The organism is Burkholderia semiarida (assembly GCF_029268935.1).
In the GTDB taxonomy this organism is placed as follows: domain Bacteria; phylum Pseudomonadota; class Gammaproteobacteria; order Burkholderiales; family Burkholderiaceae; genus Burkholderia; species Burkholderia semiarida.
On sequence record NZ_JAHLCL010000008.1, the window covers coordinates 1,227,175 to 1,240,782 of the forward strand.

The 13,608-nt window shown below is 69.7% G+C and carries 16 protein-coding genes; 6 read left to right on the forward strand and 10 right to left on the reverse strand.

What is annotated here, in order from left to right:
• Positions 1-7 precede the first annotated feature (7 nt).
• On the reverse strand, positions 8-388 hold the full coding sequence (locus KPB06_RS28775) for a DUF4377 domain-containing protein (RefSeq protein ID WP_059585071.1): 381 nt from the start codon (positions 386-388) through the stop codon (positions 8-10).
• 294 nt (positions 389-682) lie between these two features.
• Between KPB06_RS28775 and KPB06_RS28780 the strand changes: the two genes are divergently transcribed.
• The gene (locus KPB06_RS28780; protein ID WP_059585070.1) at positions 683-1,879 is read left to right on the forward strand and encodes a tyrosine-type recombinase/integrase; all 1,197 of its coding nucleotides are present in this window, start codon (positions 683-685) and stop codon (positions 1,877-1,879) included.
• Positions 1,880-2,012: 133 nt separating this feature from the next.
• On the opposite strand, the gene KPB06_RS28785 is transcribed toward KPB06_RS28780, so the two are convergent.
• The 7 genes from KPB06_RS28785 to KPB06_RS28815 form a co-directional block, all read right to left on the reverse strand.
• Positions 2,013-2,231 (reverse strand): YXWGXW repeat-containing protein, encoded by a 219-nt coding sequence (locus KPB06_RS28785; RefSeq protein ID WP_059585069.1) that lies wholly within the window; start codon positions 2,229-2,231, stop codon positions 2,013-2,015.
• 58 nt (positions 2,232-2,289) lie between these two features.
• On the reverse strand, positions 2,290-3,447 hold the full coding sequence (locus tag KPB06_RS28790; protein WP_059585068.1) for a DUF1501 domain-containing protein: 1,158 nt from the start codon (positions 3,445-3,447) through the stop codon (positions 2,290-2,292).
• 2 nt (positions 3,448-3,449) lie between these two features.
• Positions 3,450-4,844, reverse strand: a complete 1,395-nt coding sequence (locus tag KPB06_RS28795; RefSeq protein ID WP_059585067.1) for a DUF1800 domain-containing protein — start codon at positions 4,842-4,844, stop codon at positions 3,450-3,452.
• A 220-nt stretch (positions 4,845-5,064) separates the two neighbouring features.
• On the reverse strand, positions 5,065-5,568 hold the full coding sequence (locus tag KPB06_RS28800; RefSeq protein WP_060009371.1) for a periplasmic heavy metal sensor: 504 nt from the start codon (positions 5,566-5,568) through the stop codon (positions 5,065-5,067).
• A complete protein-coding gene (locus KPB06_RS28805; RefSeq protein ID WP_059585065.1) occupies positions 5,565-5,984 on the reverse strand; it encodes a hypothetical protein in 420 nt (139 codons plus the stop codon). Before KPB06_RS28805 ends, KPB06_RS28800 begins: the two co-directional genes overlap by 4 nt.
• The gene (locus KPB06_RS28810; protein WP_081066381.1) at positions 5,981-6,766 is read right to left on the reverse strand and encodes an RNA polymerase sigma factor; all 786 of its coding nucleotides are present in this window, start codon (positions 6,764-6,766) and stop codon (positions 5,981-5,983) included. The genes KPB06_RS28805 and KPB06_RS28810 overlap by 4 nt, the downstream gene beginning before the upstream one ends.
• A 226-nt stretch (positions 6,767-6,992) precedes the next feature.
• Complete coding sequence (locus KPB06_RS28815) at positions 6,993-7,292, reverse strand: YXWGXW repeat-containing protein (protein ID WP_059585141.1); 300 nt, start codon at positions 7,290-7,292, stop codon at positions 6,993-6,995.
• A 320-nt stretch (positions 7,293-7,612) separates the two neighbouring features.
• On the opposite strand from KPB06_RS28815, the gene KPB06_RS28820 reads away from it, so the two are divergent.
• The 3 genes from KPB06_RS28820 (at position 7,613) to yddG (ending at position 10,809) form a co-directional block, all read left to right on the forward strand.
• Positions 7,613-9,298 carry a purple acid phosphatase family protein gene (locus KPB06_RS28820; RefSeq protein WP_059585064.1) on the forward strand — a complete coding sequence of 562 codons (1,686 nt, stop codon included), beginning with the start codon at positions 7,613-7,615 and terminating at the stop codon, positions 9,296-9,298.
• Between the two features lie 100 nt (positions 9,299-9,398).
• On the forward strand, positions 9,399-9,554 hold the full coding sequence (locus KPB06_RS28825; protein WP_226093946.1) for a hypothetical protein: 156 nt from the start codon (positions 9,399-9,401) through the stop codon (positions 9,552-9,554).
• A 310-nt stretch (positions 9,555-9,864) separates the two neighbouring features.
• Complete coding sequence (gene yddG, locus KPB06_RS28830; protein ID WP_143328754.1) at positions 9,865-10,809, forward strand: aromatic amino acid DMT transporter YddG; 945 nt, start codon at positions 9,865-9,867, stop codon at positions 10,807-10,809.
• A 66-nt stretch (positions 10,810-10,875) separates the two neighbouring features.
• Here the strand turns inward: yddG and KPB06_RS28835 are convergent, their stop codons facing one another.
• Both KPB06_RS28835 and KPB06_RS28840 read right to left on the reverse strand, forming a co-directional pair.
• Positions 10,876-11,508: a LysE family translocator gene (locus KPB06_RS28835; protein ID WP_059585139.1), complete on the reverse strand. Its 633-nt coding sequence runs from the start codon at positions 11,506-11,508 to the stop codon at positions 10,876-10,878.
• A gap of 117 nt (positions 11,509-11,625) precedes the next feature.
• The gene (locus KPB06_RS28840) at positions 11,626-12,522 is read right to left on the reverse strand and encodes a LysR family transcriptional regulator (protein WP_059585063.1); all 897 of its coding nucleotides are present in this window, start codon (positions 12,520-12,522) and stop codon (positions 11,626-11,628) included.
• 221 nt (positions 12,523-12,743) lie between these two features.
• Between KPB06_RS28840 and KPB06_RS28845 the strand changes: the two genes are divergently transcribed.
• Both KPB06_RS28845 and KPB06_RS28850 read left to right on the forward strand, forming a co-directional pair.
• Positions 12,744-13,001 (forward strand): hypothetical protein, encoded by a 258-nt coding sequence (locus KPB06_RS28845; RefSeq protein ID WP_059585062.1) that lies wholly within the window; start codon positions 12,744-12,746, stop codon positions 12,999-13,001.
• Between the two features lie 288 nt (positions 13,002-13,289).
• Positions 13,290-13,589 (forward strand): DUF4148 domain-containing protein, encoded by a 300-nt coding sequence (locus tag KPB06_RS28850; RefSeq protein WP_059585061.1) that lies wholly within the window; start codon positions 13,290-13,292, stop codon positions 13,587-13,589.
• Positions 13,590-13,608 lie beyond the last annotated feature (19 nt).

The following is a 13,608-nucleotide window of genomic DNA, read 5'->3' on the forward strand; positions in this document are numbered from 1 at the left end:
GCGGCCGTCAGTTCACCTGGCGGCGCTCGACGACGCGCTTGAGCACCCAGCGGATCGACGAAGCGTCGGCCGGCGGCCGCGCGACGCGGTATTCGTCGACTTCGAGCGTGTACAGGTAGCCGGGCTGGTACGCGAACCCTTCGATTCCCGCGTACCACAGGCTCCACGGCTCGCTCGGGCTGCCGCGCACCTGCAGGCACTCCATCGGCGCGACGCCCGTGCAGCGCGCGGACTGCGGCGCGACGTAGACGGTTTTGGTCACCGGCTTGCCGTCGGCCGGGCGAGCGGCATTCGGCGCGGTGGCCGCCGCGTCGGTCTGGCATCCGGCGACGAGCATGCTGCCGGCAATGGCGGCCACGCCAAGCAGCGTTCGGGTCTTGTGAATCATCGGGCATGCCTCTGGGAGCGTTGCAGGGCCAATTAGACGAGCCACCCGGCGAGAAGGTTCACAAACACCTTGCAGAACGCGTTCGGCCATTCCGGTTTGTCGGATGTCGCGTGCGAGCCGATACGTTACCGCCTCCCGGGCCCGCGGCGTGCATCGTCACCGGCCACGCGATCGCCATCGACGGCCGCTTCACCGGGTAGTGATCGTGTACCATCGGCGCTTCCCGACACGCTTCGACGCACTGCCTTCGTTCGCCGACCACGCCCGCGCGGTTCGCGCAGCGCGTTCCTTCGCATGACCTCATCCGCTCTGTCCGACACTGCACTCCGCCCGCTGCCGATCGATACGCTCGCCGTGCCGGCCGCGCTCGACGGACGCACGGGCACCAACCGCTCGGGCAGCGCGCATCCGCAGATCGCCGCGACCAACGACCTCGACGCCGTGCGCGCGTGGCTCGCCCGCTTCGTCGATACGCCGACCACGTTCCAGAACTACCGCAAGGAAGCCGAGCGCCTGCTGCTGTGGGCCGTGATCGCGTGCGGCAAGCCGCTGTCGTCGCTCACGCACGAGGATCTCGTCGTGTACCGGCAATTCCTGCTCGCGCCCGCGCCGGCCGAGGTGTGGTGCGCGAACGGCGGCCGCAAGCATCCGCGCGACGATCCGCGCTGGCGGCCGTTTTACGGGCCGCTGTCGGCGGCCAGCCAGCGACAGGCGCTGGTGATCCTGAACGTGATGTTCTCGTGGCTCGTGCAGGCCGGCTATCTGGCCGGCAACCCGCTCGCGTTGTCGCGACAGCGGCAGCGCCGGCCCGCGCCGCGCGTCACGCGCCATCTCGGGCAGCCGCTGTGGCAATCGGTGAAGGACGCGATCGCCGCGATGCCGCGCGACGATGCGCGCGCGTGCTTTCATGCGGATCGCGCGCGCTGGCTGTTCACGCTGCTGTATCTCGGCGGGCTGCGCATCACCGAAGCAGCCGATACGACGATGGGCCAGTTCTTCTGCCGACGCGACGCGAGCGGGCACGAGCGCTGGTGGCTCGACGTGACGGGCAAAGGCGGCCGGCAGCGGCTCGTGCCGGCCACCGACGAGATGATGGCCGAGCTGGTGCGCTACCGGCGCGCGCATGGCCTGCCCGCGCTGCCGCTTGCCGGCGAACCGACCCCGCTCGTGCTGCCGGTCGGCCAGGCGCGCAAGCGGCTCACGCGCGCGGCGCTGCACCGGATCGTGAAGCAGGTGTTCCGGTACGCGGCCGATCGGCTGCGCGCGAACGGCGAAGCCGGCGAACAGGCGGCGCGCGTGCTCGAACAGGCGTCCGCGCACTGGCTGCGCCACAGTGCAGGCTCGCACATGGCCGACGGCCGCGTCGACCTGCGGCTCGTGCGCGACAACCTCGGGCATGTGTCGCTCACGACGACGAGCCAGTATCTTCACGCGGACGACGACTGGCGGCATCGCGAGACGGAGGAGAAGCACCGGATCGGGTGGGACTGAACACCTGGCCGGCGCACCGCGACTCGGTGAACGAGGTCGAGCCCGCCCCAAACGCGTCGTGGTTGCACTTCGCACGATTGCTTGCCGCACGCATGTCGAGCTCGCCGCGCGACGCGTCGACACGCGTGCCGTGTCAGTACACGGCGACCCAGTGCCCCGGCACCCACGCCCAGTGATTGCCGGCCCACCGGTAATGCCCCTTCGCCCACCGATAGCCGGGCGCGGGCGGCGGCGGCGCCACCTCGACGACGGGCGCGGGCTGGGGTGGCCGCACGGGCTCGACCACGCAGGCGGACATCAGCGCGGCACTTGCGCTCACCAGCATGGCCAGCGAAACGGATCGGATCTTCATTGTCGATTTCTCCCTGTTGTGTAATGAGTTGATCGGGCCGCGCACGGCATGCACCGCGTCACGCGACCCCGCGAATCAGGCCGCTCATCGGCCGTATCGCGCCGCTTTCCGCGAACAACGCGGACGCGGTGCGGCGCGGGTCGAGCCCAAGGCTGTCGGCGGCCGCGCCCGCGATCAGCGCGTCGAGCGACGCGGTCGGTTTCAGGTCGCGCCCTTCGTACAGGTCGCCGGGCCGCAGCCCCGGCCAGTCGGCGATCACACGCCCGCCTGCGACCGCGCCGCCCGCGAGCATCGCGACCGACGCCTGCCCATGATCGGTGCCGCCCGTGCCGTTCGCCGCGGCCGTGCGGCCGAACTCGGTCGCGACCAGCACCGTGGTCTGCTGCCATGCCGGCCCGAGGCCGTCGCGCAGTGCGGCGAGCATCGTATCGAGCGCCTTCAACTGATTCGCGAGCCGCGCGTTCTGCGCGCTGTGCGTATCCCAACCGCTCGTCTCGATCATCGCGATCCGCGGCCCGTCGTCGCGCGCGAGAAACGTCGCGGCGAGCTTGCCGACGCCGGCCGGGTCCTGCCGCGCATGCGCGTCGCCTGCGAGGCCGCGCGCTTCCATCGCCGACTGCCACAACGGGCCGAGCTGTGCGTCGGCTTCGTAGAGCGCCGACACGCGCGTGAGCAGATCGTCCGGCGCGGCCGGCAAACCGGACGGCGCATACGACGCGGCCTGCACCGTGCCGCGCAGCGCAAGCGGCACGGTCGGCGCGAACGCGATTGCGCTGTCGCGCGTCGCCGGCAGCAGCGCGGCGAGCCGGTTCAGCCAGCCGTCCTTCACCTGGTACGGCGCACGGCCGCCCGTTTCGAGCACGTTCTGGCCGTCGAAATGCGAGCGGTCGCGATACGGCGACGCGATCGCATGGACGAACAGCGCGTGGCCGTCGCGGTACAACTGCGCGGTCTGCGCGAGCGACGGATGCAGCGCGAACGTGCCGTCGAGCCGCGTCGCCGCCGCCGTGTCGATCGCGAGCGGGCCGCGCAGCGACGCATACGCGGGCTCCGCATACGGGACGACGATGTTCAGGCCGTCGGCCGCGCCGCGCTGGATCACGAACACGAAGCGCCGGTCGGTTTCGACATTCGCGAATACGATCCGCGGCGCGACGAGGATCGCGCCCGCGCCGGCGGCGGCAACGCTGAGGAATTGTCGGCGGGACAGTGCCATGGTCATCTCCGTTGGAAATCGGGCGACACGAGCAGCAGCGCAAGTGACGTCGTCGCGCTTTCGGCGCGCGCGAGCGCGGTCGCGGTCGGCGCGCTCATCGAACCGGCGAGCAGCGTGTCGCCGAGCGTGCGCGGGTCGAGCCGGTCGCCCGTACGCGCGGCGAGACGCTGCGCGATCTCGACGCGGCGCACGAGCGCGTCGGGCGCGGCCCAGCTCGCGGCGACGTCGTCGTAGCCGGCCGGCGAGCCCGGCCGCCACACCGGCTGGCCGAGCTGCGCGAGCAGCGGCGCGGCCTCGAGATCACCCGTGTCGCGCCACCCGAGCCCGCGCAGCGACGATACGGCCCACTCCCACGGCGTCTTGAACTTGCGGTTGACCGGCGCCCACGCATCGGGCGCATCGACAAGCGCGCGATAGACGGTCGGTAAATCGCCGCCGCTCGCGGCGAATGCGCGCGCGAGCCGGTCGGTCAGCGCGGGCGGCAGGTTGTCGGCAACGAAATGACGAGCAAGCTGGAACGCGATGTGCCGGCCCGTCGCCTCCGAACACGCGAGGTCATGCAGGATCGCGCGCGCCTGCGCTTCGCCCGGTTGATCGTAGGTGCGGCCCATCACCGTGCGCGTGCCCGGTTCGTGCAGATTCGGGCGAAACACGAATGCGCCGGGCGCCGCATCGCCCGGCTGCGGCCCGCGCCCGCCGGCGATGCTCCAGCCGGTCAACGCACGGGCGAATTCCGTCACGTCGGCTTGCGTGTAACCGGTACGCACGCCGAGCGTGTGCAGTTCCATGATTTCGCGCGCGAGGTTCTCGTTGAGCCCGCGCTTCGCCGACGGATTGCGTGCCTGCGCACGCAGCGCGGCCGGGCTGTCGGGGCCGACCGAGCGCGCCTGATCGAGGAACACCTGCATCGCGGGATGCTGCTCGACGGCGACGAGCATGTCCTCGAACCGGCCGAGCACGTGCGGACGGATCGCGTCGCGTTCGAACGCGCCCGCATACGCGGCCACCTGCCCCTTGTCGACCGATACCGCGAAATGGTTCGCCCAGAAATGCACGAGACGTTCGACGAACGGCGCGGACGTGGTCAGCGCGCTGTTCATGCGCGCGGCGACGGCGCTGCGATACGCGTCGTAGCCGTCGCGGCGGATCGATTGCGCGGTCGCGCGCTTCGCGGCCGCGTCGTCGCCCGTCATCGCGTTGCGGATGTTCGCGAAGCGCGTGGCAAGCGTGACCGCGTCCGGCTCGCCGGCCCATGCGGCGGGCCGCGCGTCGTAGCGGTCGAATTGCGCGACGAGTGCCGCCTTCGGCTCGGCGGGCGGTGCTTCGTCGGCCCGTGCGCCGAGACCGAAACGGTTCAGCGCGATCGCGGCCGGCGTGGCGTCGTTCGGATGGTCCATGACGGGCTCTCTTGCGGTGCGTACTCACGTTCAACGCAAGCGCACCGGGAAATCCGTCGCGGGGCGGGAAAATATTTCTCGTGATCGGGGAAACGCCGGGCGGAAATCTCGCCGCACGGCGGCGCACATCGTCGACGGACAACGCCCGGGCGATGCGCCGGAACCGGCACACGCATGACGCGCGAGCAATACGCGGAGTCGCGTGCCGCCCGCGCGCGGCTTACTCGCTCGCCGATGCGTCCGGCTTCTTCCGCAGCTTCGGCGGCAGACGCCAGTTGCCGCTGTGCTGCAACCCGTCGACGAACTTCACGCGCTCGTCGGGCGTCAGCGTCGCCGCGAAATCGACGACGCTGCGCTCGACCTGCGCACGCATCGCGGTGTCGGCCGCGCGCGTGCGATCGAGCGCCGCATCGATCGCTGCGCGATCGAGTTGTGGCGCGGCGAGCAGGTCCAGCACGGTGATTCGGCCGTCGCGCCCTTCGCGCGCGAAATCGCGGCCGCTCTTGCGCGCCGCCTTCAGCGCGGCGGCAAACTCGCGCTGCCGCGCATCGGGCAATTCGTCCGCCGCGAATCGCAACGCCGTGCGCTGCGCGGGCGTGCCGCCCGCATGCAGGTCGCGATGCGTCGAGAACCATTGATATGCGCCGCCGCCGATCGCGCCGAGCATGAACACGTTCAGCACGACCGAGCCGACGAGGGTGAGTTTCCAGCCGCGTTCGGTCATTCGTCGCTCCCGTCCACGCCCGGACTGCCGAACGTCGTCGTCAGATAGCCCGGCTCGTGCGGCGCCGGCGGCGCGCTGCCGAGCATCAGCATCGACACGGCCACCGCGCCCGCGAGCGCACCGGCCAGGCCGACGCCCGCGAACGCCGCGCCCGACCACCATACGGCGCCGCGCCGGCGTGCGCGCCGCGGCGCGGGCGCCGTCGCGACGATGCGCTCGACGAGCGACGGCGCCGGCGGCTCGACCGTATCGCACGCGAGCCACGCATCGAGGTCGGCCGCATCGTCGAGCGCCAGCAGCGCGTCGCGCGGGTTCGCGTGCGCCCACGCCTCGGCGGCCGCGCGCTCGGCGGCCGGCCAGCGCCGCGCGTCCGAGCCGTACGCGGCGACGATGGTGCGAAATCGTTCGGGTGTCATCGCTTGTCCTCGCTAGGTGGGTCGCCGGCCAGTTGCGCGCGCAGATTGCGCCGCGCACGGGCGAGCAGGCTTTCCAGCGCATCGACGGTGATGCCCATCAGGTTGGCCGCTTCCACGTTCGACATTTCCTGATAGTACTGGAGCACCAGCGCTTCCCGCTGCCTCGGCGGCAATGCAGCCAGGGCCTGGCGCACGCGCGCGTCGCGCGAACGCAGTTCCGCATGCGCGGCCGGCTCCGGTTGCGTGTCGGGCACGTCGGGCAGCGTATCGACGGGCTCCTCGCGCCGGCCCCGCAACCGGTCGTAGCACAGGTTCAGCACGACGCGATGCAGCCACGTGTCGAAGCGGGCTTCGCCTTCACGCCAGCGCGGCGCCTGATTCCAGATTCGCAAGAACGTCTCCTGCGCGACGTCCTCGGCTTCGTTCCGGTCGCCGAGCATGCGCGTCGCCAATGCGAGCAGCCGCGGCAGCTTGCGCGCGACGAGCACGCGCACCGCCGATGAATCGCGCGCGCCGACGCGCGCGACGAGTTCCGCGTCCGGATCGCGGTCGCCGCGATCGCTCAACGCCGCCGGCTCCGTCGAGCGGCGCGCGAGCGCTGCACTGTCACGGCAGAGGGAACCGCCGCCCGGCTGAAGCTCATCGTGGTGCTCTCCTTGCATGCGTCGGGCCGGCGCCGGACGGCGCCATGCCGCCCGTTCGTCAACGCCGCGCGCGTCGCGCCCGACATGGCACACGGTGTCGGCCATATCCGTTTCATCGACGTCCGGTTCGCGCCGCATGTCGATCCCGTCAGCCGGCCGCGCGAGCGTCGGCCGGCGCGCTCAATATACGACGACCGGCGCGGGCCGGTAATACACCGGACGGGCCGGCACCACGACGCAGCCGGCCAGCACGATGGCTGCGGCCGCCACGATTACGATGGTTCGAAAAGGCATCGCTTCGGCTCATGATATTGCGTGGAAAATCCGCTGCGCCGGCATCGCATGCCGGGCGGCGGCCTGCGCGTCAGGCCCAGTGACCCGGCACCCAGCGCCAGGCCGGGCCGCGCGCGGCCCAATGCCCGGGCACCCAGTGGTAACCGACGCGCACGACCTGCCAGTGTCCCGGAATCCACACGTAACGGCCTTGCCGCCAGTGCCAGTGGCCCTGGTCCCACACGTAACCGGCACGGGGCGCCGGCATCACTTCGACGCGCGGCGGTGGCGGCGCGTAAGGCGCGACGATGACGGCCTGCGCGAATGCCGCCGACGCCGCAAGCGCGGCCACGCATCCGGCAGCCAATCGCAACTGAACGGAAAGTTTCATGAAAGACTCCGAAATAACGGGCATCGACCAGAAGCGGTCGTTCATGCGTTAAACGGAGCAGGCAGAAGAAATCCGTCGCGGTGTCGGCAAATAAATTTCGGGTGCGCCCCGGCACCGATGGTGACTGGAGGCGCACAACGCGCGGTTGTCCGCACCGGCCACCACGCATGCCGGGTCGCGGTACTGTCACACCGCGGCAAAACTGCCCTTCGACAATGCATGCGACCGGGATCCCGCTCGTTTCCGGCCCAGGCCCCGGCCGTGCTCGCGCATGGCCGCACGGTTCCCCACCTCGCGCCCCATCAACGAAAACACCGACCATGTCGAACCAGGACACTCTCCCTGACCAGCCGAACGAGCCGGCCGCGTCCGTGTCGCGTCGCGGCTTCCTGAAACTCGCCGGCGTCTCCGGCCTCGCCACCGCCGCCGGCGGGCTCGCGGCTGCCCGCGCCGGCGCGTCGAACCCGGACGGCACGCCCGAACAGGTTCACCTGACGTGGGGCAACGACCCGACGTCCGAAGTCGTGATCTCGTGGGCGTCGCTCGCGCCGGCCGTGAACCCGCGCGCGCGCATCGTCGCCGACGGCGAGCCGGCGCGCACCGTGCACGGCGTCCAGCGCCTGTACACCGACGGCCTGAACGGCGAAACGGTGTTCACGTACCACGCGCGCGTGCACGGGCTGAAGCCGGATACGCGCTACCGCTACGAGATCACGGCCGACAACGACAGCCATGCCGCGCAGCCGTTCTCCGCGAATTTCTCGACCGCGCCGCGCGGCCGCGCACCGTTTCGTTTCACGAGCTACGGCGACCTCGCGACGCCGAACGGCGCGTGGGTGCTGTCGTCGCCGCAGAGCCGCTTCGCGGTGCAGGCCGTCGAGCAGTTCCAGCCGCTCTTTCACCTGCTGAACGGCGACCTCTGCTACGCGAACCTGAACCCCGCGCACCAGCCCGACGTGTGGCGCGATTTCGGCAACAACAACCAGACGTCGGCCGCGAATCGCCCGTGGATGCCCTGCCCCGGCAACCACGAGATCGAATTCAACAACGGTCCGCAGGGGCTCGACTCGTACCTCGCCCGCTACACGCTGCCGGAGAACGGCACGCACTTCCCGGGCCGCTGGTACAGCTTCCGCGTGAGCTCGGTGCTGTTCGTGTCGCTCGACGCCGACGACGTCGTGTACCAGGATGCCGCCGCGTTCGTCGGCGGCCCGGCGCCGCTCGTGCCGGCCGCGAGCACCGGCCGCCCGCCGATCGAGCCCGGTACGTCGTTCTATGTGCGCGGCTACAGCAACGGCGAGCAGACACGCTGGCTCGAACGCACGCTGCGGCACGCCGCGCATGACGACGACATCGACTGGATCGTCGTGCAGATGCACCAGGACGCGCTCAGTTCGTCGAAGACGGGCAACGGGTCCGACAAGGGCATTCGCGAAGCGTGGCTGCCGCTGTTCGACCGCTACGGCGTCGATCTCGTGCTGTGCGGCCACGATCACGACTACGAGCGCAGCTATCCGGTGCGCGGCTGCAATCACCGCGCGGGCGTCGATGCGAAAACCGGCGAAGTGGTCGAAACGCTGCAGCCGCGCCCGGTCGGCTCGAACGATCCCGGCCGCACGACGTTCGACACGAGCCACGGCACGATCCACCTGATCCTCGGCGGCGGCGGCACCAGCGCGCCGCTCGACGTGTACGGCGAAAACCCGTCGACCGGTTTCGCGCAGGCGAAGGTGTTCACGAAGCCGAACCGGCCGGTGCCGGGCACCGCGCCGAACACGTTCGTGCGCCAGCCGGCCGATGCGCTCGAGGATGCGATCTGGTCCGCGCGCCGCGATACGGGCACCGGCTACGGGATCGCGGTGTTCGACCACGATCCGGGCAAGCCGGGCGGCCACACGACGATCACGATGCGCTACTACCACGCGCCGGGCGCCGACCAGCAGCCAACCGCGCAATACGAACTGTTCGAGACGATCGAGCTGAGCAAGAAGCGGCACGAGCGGTGATCGACGCGTCGGGCGCCCGCTGCGGCGGACGTCCGACGCGTTGCCGTCGAGAACGGAATACCCCGGCGCGAGTTAGACTGCCCGCCTCGCACACCGCCCCATGCAGATGAGTTTCGAATACCGCATTCACACGCCGCCTTCGGCCGCCGCATTCGATGCCGTCGCCATGTGCCGCGACAAGCGCATGGCGACGTCGACGTCGATCCACACGAACGGCGGCTTGAAGTTCGCGATGCGGCCGGCGGCTGGCCGCTGATCGATCTGTCGATCGACGAAGCCGGCTTCCTCCTTGTCACCACGCTCGGCCCGATGCGGAACGCGATGCTCGACTCGATCGACCCGCGTTGTCGGAAATCGGCGCGCCGTGGCGCATCGACGACGCGTGATCGGTTCTCGCGACTGCGTCGGTCATACAGGTGCGGCTGCAACGCCGCAACGGCCGCGCCCCCGTAAAATGCGCGTTTCCGGCGGAACCTTCGCTTGGTACCGCTGCTTGCGACAACAGCACGCGCGAGCCGACCCGAATCATCCGAAATCGAATGGGCATGTTGAAACACGCAGCAAGCATGAAACGCAAGAACCAGGCAACGCTCCTCGGGCTCGGCGCGGTGCTGTTATGGGCGTCGGTGGTCGCGCTCGTTCGCGGGGTCAGCGAAAGCCTCGGCGCGACCGGCGGCGCGGCGATGATCTATACGGTGGCGTCCGTGCTGCTGCTGTTCTCGATCGGCTTCCCCGACCTGAGCCGATTCCCGAAAAACTATCTGCTCTGGGGCGGGCTGCTGTTCGTGTCGTACGAGGTATGCCTGTCGCTGTCGATCGGCTATGCGCGCAACGGTCAGCAAGCGATCGAAGTCGCGATGGTCAACTATCTGTGGCCGAGCCTCACGCTGGTCGCCGCCATCGTGTTCAACAAGCAGCGCGCGAACCTGCTCGTCGTGCCGGGCGTCCTGCTGTCGATGCTCGGCATCTGCCGGGTGCTCGGCGGCGACCAGGGGCTCGATCCGGCCGGCATGCTGCGCAACGTCGCGGACAATCCGCTGAGTTACGGGCTGGCATTCTTCGGCGCGCTGATCTGGGCCGGTTATTGCACGGTGACCGCGCGCATCGCCGACGGCAGGAACGGCGTCACGCCGTTCTTCATGCTGGTCGCCGCGGTGCTCTGGATCAAGTTCGCGATCGAAGGCGGCGGCGCCATGACGTTCAGTTTGCACGCGGTCGCGTATCTCGTGCTGGCCGCGTCGGCGCTCGGCTTCGGCTATGCGGCCTGGAACACCGGCATCATGCACGGCAACGTGACGGTCATCGTCGGCGCATCGTACTTCACCCCGGTGCTCGCCGCTGCCCTCGCCGCGATGCTGCTCGATGCGCCGCTGTCCGCCGAATTCTGGCAAGGCGCGTCGATGGTGTGCGGCGGGTCGATCCTGTGCTGGCTCGCGACACGCGGCCGGCGTCGTGACAAGGCCAAGCGCGTGCGGACGAGCAAGCAGGCCGAGGGCAATTGCCACGGGTGACGATGGCCGGGGCATTGACGGCAGGCCGGATCCCGACCGGCCGTGCTCGGAGCCGCGTCCACCGCGCTAGCTTCGCGATTCGAGCGCGATCCGCATCGCCAGCCCGGCCAGCACCGTCCCCATCAGCCAGCGCTGAGCCGCCGCCCAGAGCGGCCGCCCCGCGAGAAAGCCCGCGATCGAACCCGCCGCGCACGCGATCAGCGCGTTGACGCTGACGCTCACCGCGATCTGCACGCAGCCGAGCGCGAGCGATTGCGCGAGCACGCTGCCGTGCCCCGGCACGATGAACTGCGGCAGCAACGACAGGTACATCACCGCGATCTTCGGGTTCACGAGGTTCGTGATGAAGCCCATCGCGAACAACCTGATGCGGCTGTCGTGCGGCAACTCCCTGACCTGAAACGCGGAGCGCCCGCCCGGCTTCAGCGCCTGCCACGCGAGGTAGGCGAGATACAGCGCGCCGGCAACGCGCAGCGCATCGTACGCATACGGCACGGTCATCACCAGCGCGGTGATGCCCACTGCCGCGCAGACCATGTAGAACACGAATCCCAGCGCGACGCCGCCGAGCGACACCAGCCCGGCGCGGCGGCCCTGGCAGATCGAGCGCGAAACCAGGTAGATCATGTTCGGTCCGGGCGTCAGCACCATGCCGAGCGACACGAGTCCGAACGCAAACAGGGTGGGCAAGGCAGGCACGGCACGCTCCTTCAGGGCGACGATCACGAGGTGCGAACAATGTATTGCATCGCGGCCGTCGTCGGCATGAATAAACTGCAAGCGGCCCATGAGCGCCGTTCATCTTGCGGCCGGCCGCTACCTGCCCTTTTTCGCGCGCGTGCGAATCGTCTTTTCCGCTTTCGCACGTTGCGCGTCGACGAGCCGCACGAACGCGTCGGCGACCGCGTTGCCGGCGGTATTCCACGCCAGCCGCACGGACCGATGCAGCCGCGGCGACAGGGCCAGCACGCGGCCGCCGAACGGTGTGTACGTGAGCGTGATGCGCGGCACGATCGACACGCCCATGCCGGCTTCAGCCATCGACAGGATGGTGCGCATCTCGACCACGTTGAACGCCGCCCGAAGCGGCGCGCCGCCGCGCGCGAAGTAATCCGCGATCACCGGCCCGCACCCGGCCTTCGAGAAGATGAACGGCGCCGCGGCCAACTGCCTGGCCGACACGCTCTTGCGGCCGGCGAACATGTCGGCGGCCGCCACCGCGACGAAATCCTCGTCGAGCAGCGGCAGGTTGTGCGCGAACGTCTTCGTGCCGGCCACCACGCCGACGTCGGCCGTCCCGTCGTCGATCCACCCTTCGACTTCGCTGTCCGTGCCTTCGAGCAGCACCGCCGATACGCCCGGGTGCATCGCCTTCAACGCCTCGAGCGCGGGAACGACGAACGCCAGCGAGACGCTCGGCAGCGACGCGACCACCAGCTTTCCTTCGAGCTTGCCGCGCGCCAGGCTGAACTGCTGACGCAGCATCTGCGCTTCCCGCACCACGCTCTGCACATACGGCCACAGGCGTTCGCCGGCCGCCGTCAGGAGGACCGGCTGCCGGTCGCGCCAGAGCAGCTTGATCTGCGTGATGTCCTCCAGCTCCGTCAGCGCGTGGCTGATCGCGGATTGGCTGCGGCTGAGCCGGTCTGCCGCGGCCGTCAGCGAGCCGAGCTCCACCACCGCAGCCAGGGCCTGCAACTGGGCAAGCGTCATCGGGTTTCCTTGTTCGAGGGCATGTATTCTGTGCATGGTATGCCGCGTTCTCTTGAATTATATTGAACCGGCCCTGCGGTCAGGCAGCGGACAGCCACGCGTCGCCACGCCGCACCATTCGATGATGCACTTCAATCCGACTGAACGACTGCCACGCCCGGCGCCGCCGGCGTCCGGCACCACGTCCTGCTTCATTCCCGAAGACGCGCTAGACTAGCCGGATGGAACAATGCCGTTATTGCCTGAGAATCCGCGATGAATGGGATTGCCACGGCGACGAATGCCGCCGGGCAATCGCCAAGGCGCTGCGCCGGCAGCGCGCGGGCCTGCCGATGGTCCCCGATCGCATCCGCAACGAGTTGCCGTCCGGCGCGCCGACCCAGCAAGTGATCGCGGTCCTGTCGCGCCAGCGGCTGCGCGCGCGTCGCGGCAACGAGGAGCGCCGCGAGCGCAAGGAAATCGACGACGACGGGGTCTGAGCCGGCACCCTGGCGCGAGCCGTGCCGCCGCGCGACGGTCGCCGGCCCTTCGACGCCCGGGCGCCCGCGCCCGCGCGACATCCCGCCCTTTCACTCTCCCGCCACTCCGTTCAATCCCCGTAATACAGCGTGGGGACAGAAGGGGTTCGGTCGCGGCATTGTTACCGCGAAAGCAACGATCTTTCACTCAAATTCACGTTTACCCTAGGTGACCCCGCGCCTACGATGTATTCAACCGCTGACGACATGGCGTCGAACGCGGAAAGCCAATAAACACCGGAGGTCATCATGAAATCGCTCGTTTCCGCAGTCGCAGCCGCCGTCGCCCTGTCCGCCTCGTTCGGCGCATTCGCACAAAGCACCGTGACCCGTGCCCAGGTGCGCAATGAACTGGTCCAGCTCGAAAACGCCGGCTACAAGCCGAGCCAGTCGAGCCCGTACTACCCGGCCGACGTCCAGGCCGCGGAAGCCCGCGTGCGCGGCGTCGACAACAGCGGCTTCGGTTCGCAACCGGCCGCGACCGGCGAGAGCGGCGCACCGGCCGTGCGGGTGCAAAGCCGGCACGACTCGGTCTACTTCGGCCATTAAGCGCGCCGCCGCGCGCCCT

Bases quoted from the DNA above. Each gene is read 5' to 3' on its own strand.
- KPB06_RS28845 (WP_059585062.1), top strand. From the start codon at position 12,744: ATGGAACAATGCCGTTATTGCCTGAGAATCCGCGATGAATGGGATTGC.
- KPB06_RS28790 (WP_059585068.1), bottom strand. From the start codon at position 3,447: ATGGCACTGTCCCGCCGACAATTCCTCAGCGTTGCCGCCGCCGGCGCG.
- KPB06_RS28820 (WP_059585064.1), top strand. From the start codon at position 7,613: ATGTCGAACCAGGACACTCTCCCTGACCAGCCGAACGAGCCGGCCGCG.
- KPB06_RS28825 (WP_226093946.1), top strand. From the start codon at position 9,399: ATGCAGATGAGTTTCGAATACCGCATTCACACGCCGCCTTCGGCCGCC.
- KPB06_RS28780 (WP_059585070.1), top strand. From the start codon at position 683: ATGACCTCATCCGCTCTGTCCGACACTGCACTCCGCCCGCTGCCGATC.
- KPB06_RS28810 (WP_081066381.1), bottom strand. From the start codon at position 6,766: ATGCGGCGCGAACCGGACGTCGATGAAACGGATATGGCCGACACCGTG.
- KPB06_RS28800 (WP_060009371.1), bottom strand. From the start codon at position 5,568: ATGACCGAACGCGGCTGGAAACTCACCCTCGTCGGCTCGGTCGTGCTG.
- KPB06_RS28775 (WP_059585071.1), bottom strand. From the start codon at position 388: ATGATTCACAAGACCCGAACGCTGCTTGGCGTGGCCGCCATTGCCGGC.
- KPB06_RS28785 (WP_059585069.1), bottom strand. From the start codon at position 2,231: ATGAAGATCCGATCCGTTTCGCTGGCCATGCTGGTGAGCGCAAGTGCC.
- yddG (WP_143328754.1), top strand. From the start codon at position 9,865: ATGAAACGCAAGAACCAGGCAACGCTCCTCGGGCTCGGCGCGGTGCTG.
- KPB06_RS28805 (WP_059585065.1), bottom strand. From the start codon at position 5,984: ATGACACCCGAACGATTTCGCACCATCGTCGCCGCGTACGGCTCGGAC.
- KPB06_RS28850 (WP_059585061.1), top strand. From the start codon at position 13,290: ATGAAATCGCTCGTTTCCGCAGTCGCAGCCGCCGTCGCCCTGTCCGCC.
- KPB06_RS28840 (WP_059585063.1), bottom strand. From the start codon at position 12,522: ATGACGCTTGCCCAGTTGCAGGCCCTGGCTGCGGTGGTGGAGCTCGGC.
- KPB06_RS28815 (WP_059585141.1), bottom strand. From the start codon at position 7,292: ATGAAACTTTCCGTTCAGTTGCGATTGGCTGCCGGATGCGTGGCCGCG.
- KPB06_RS28795 (WP_059585067.1), bottom strand. From the start codon at position 4,844: ATGGACCATCCGAACGACGCCACGCCGGCCGCGATCGCGCTGAACCGT.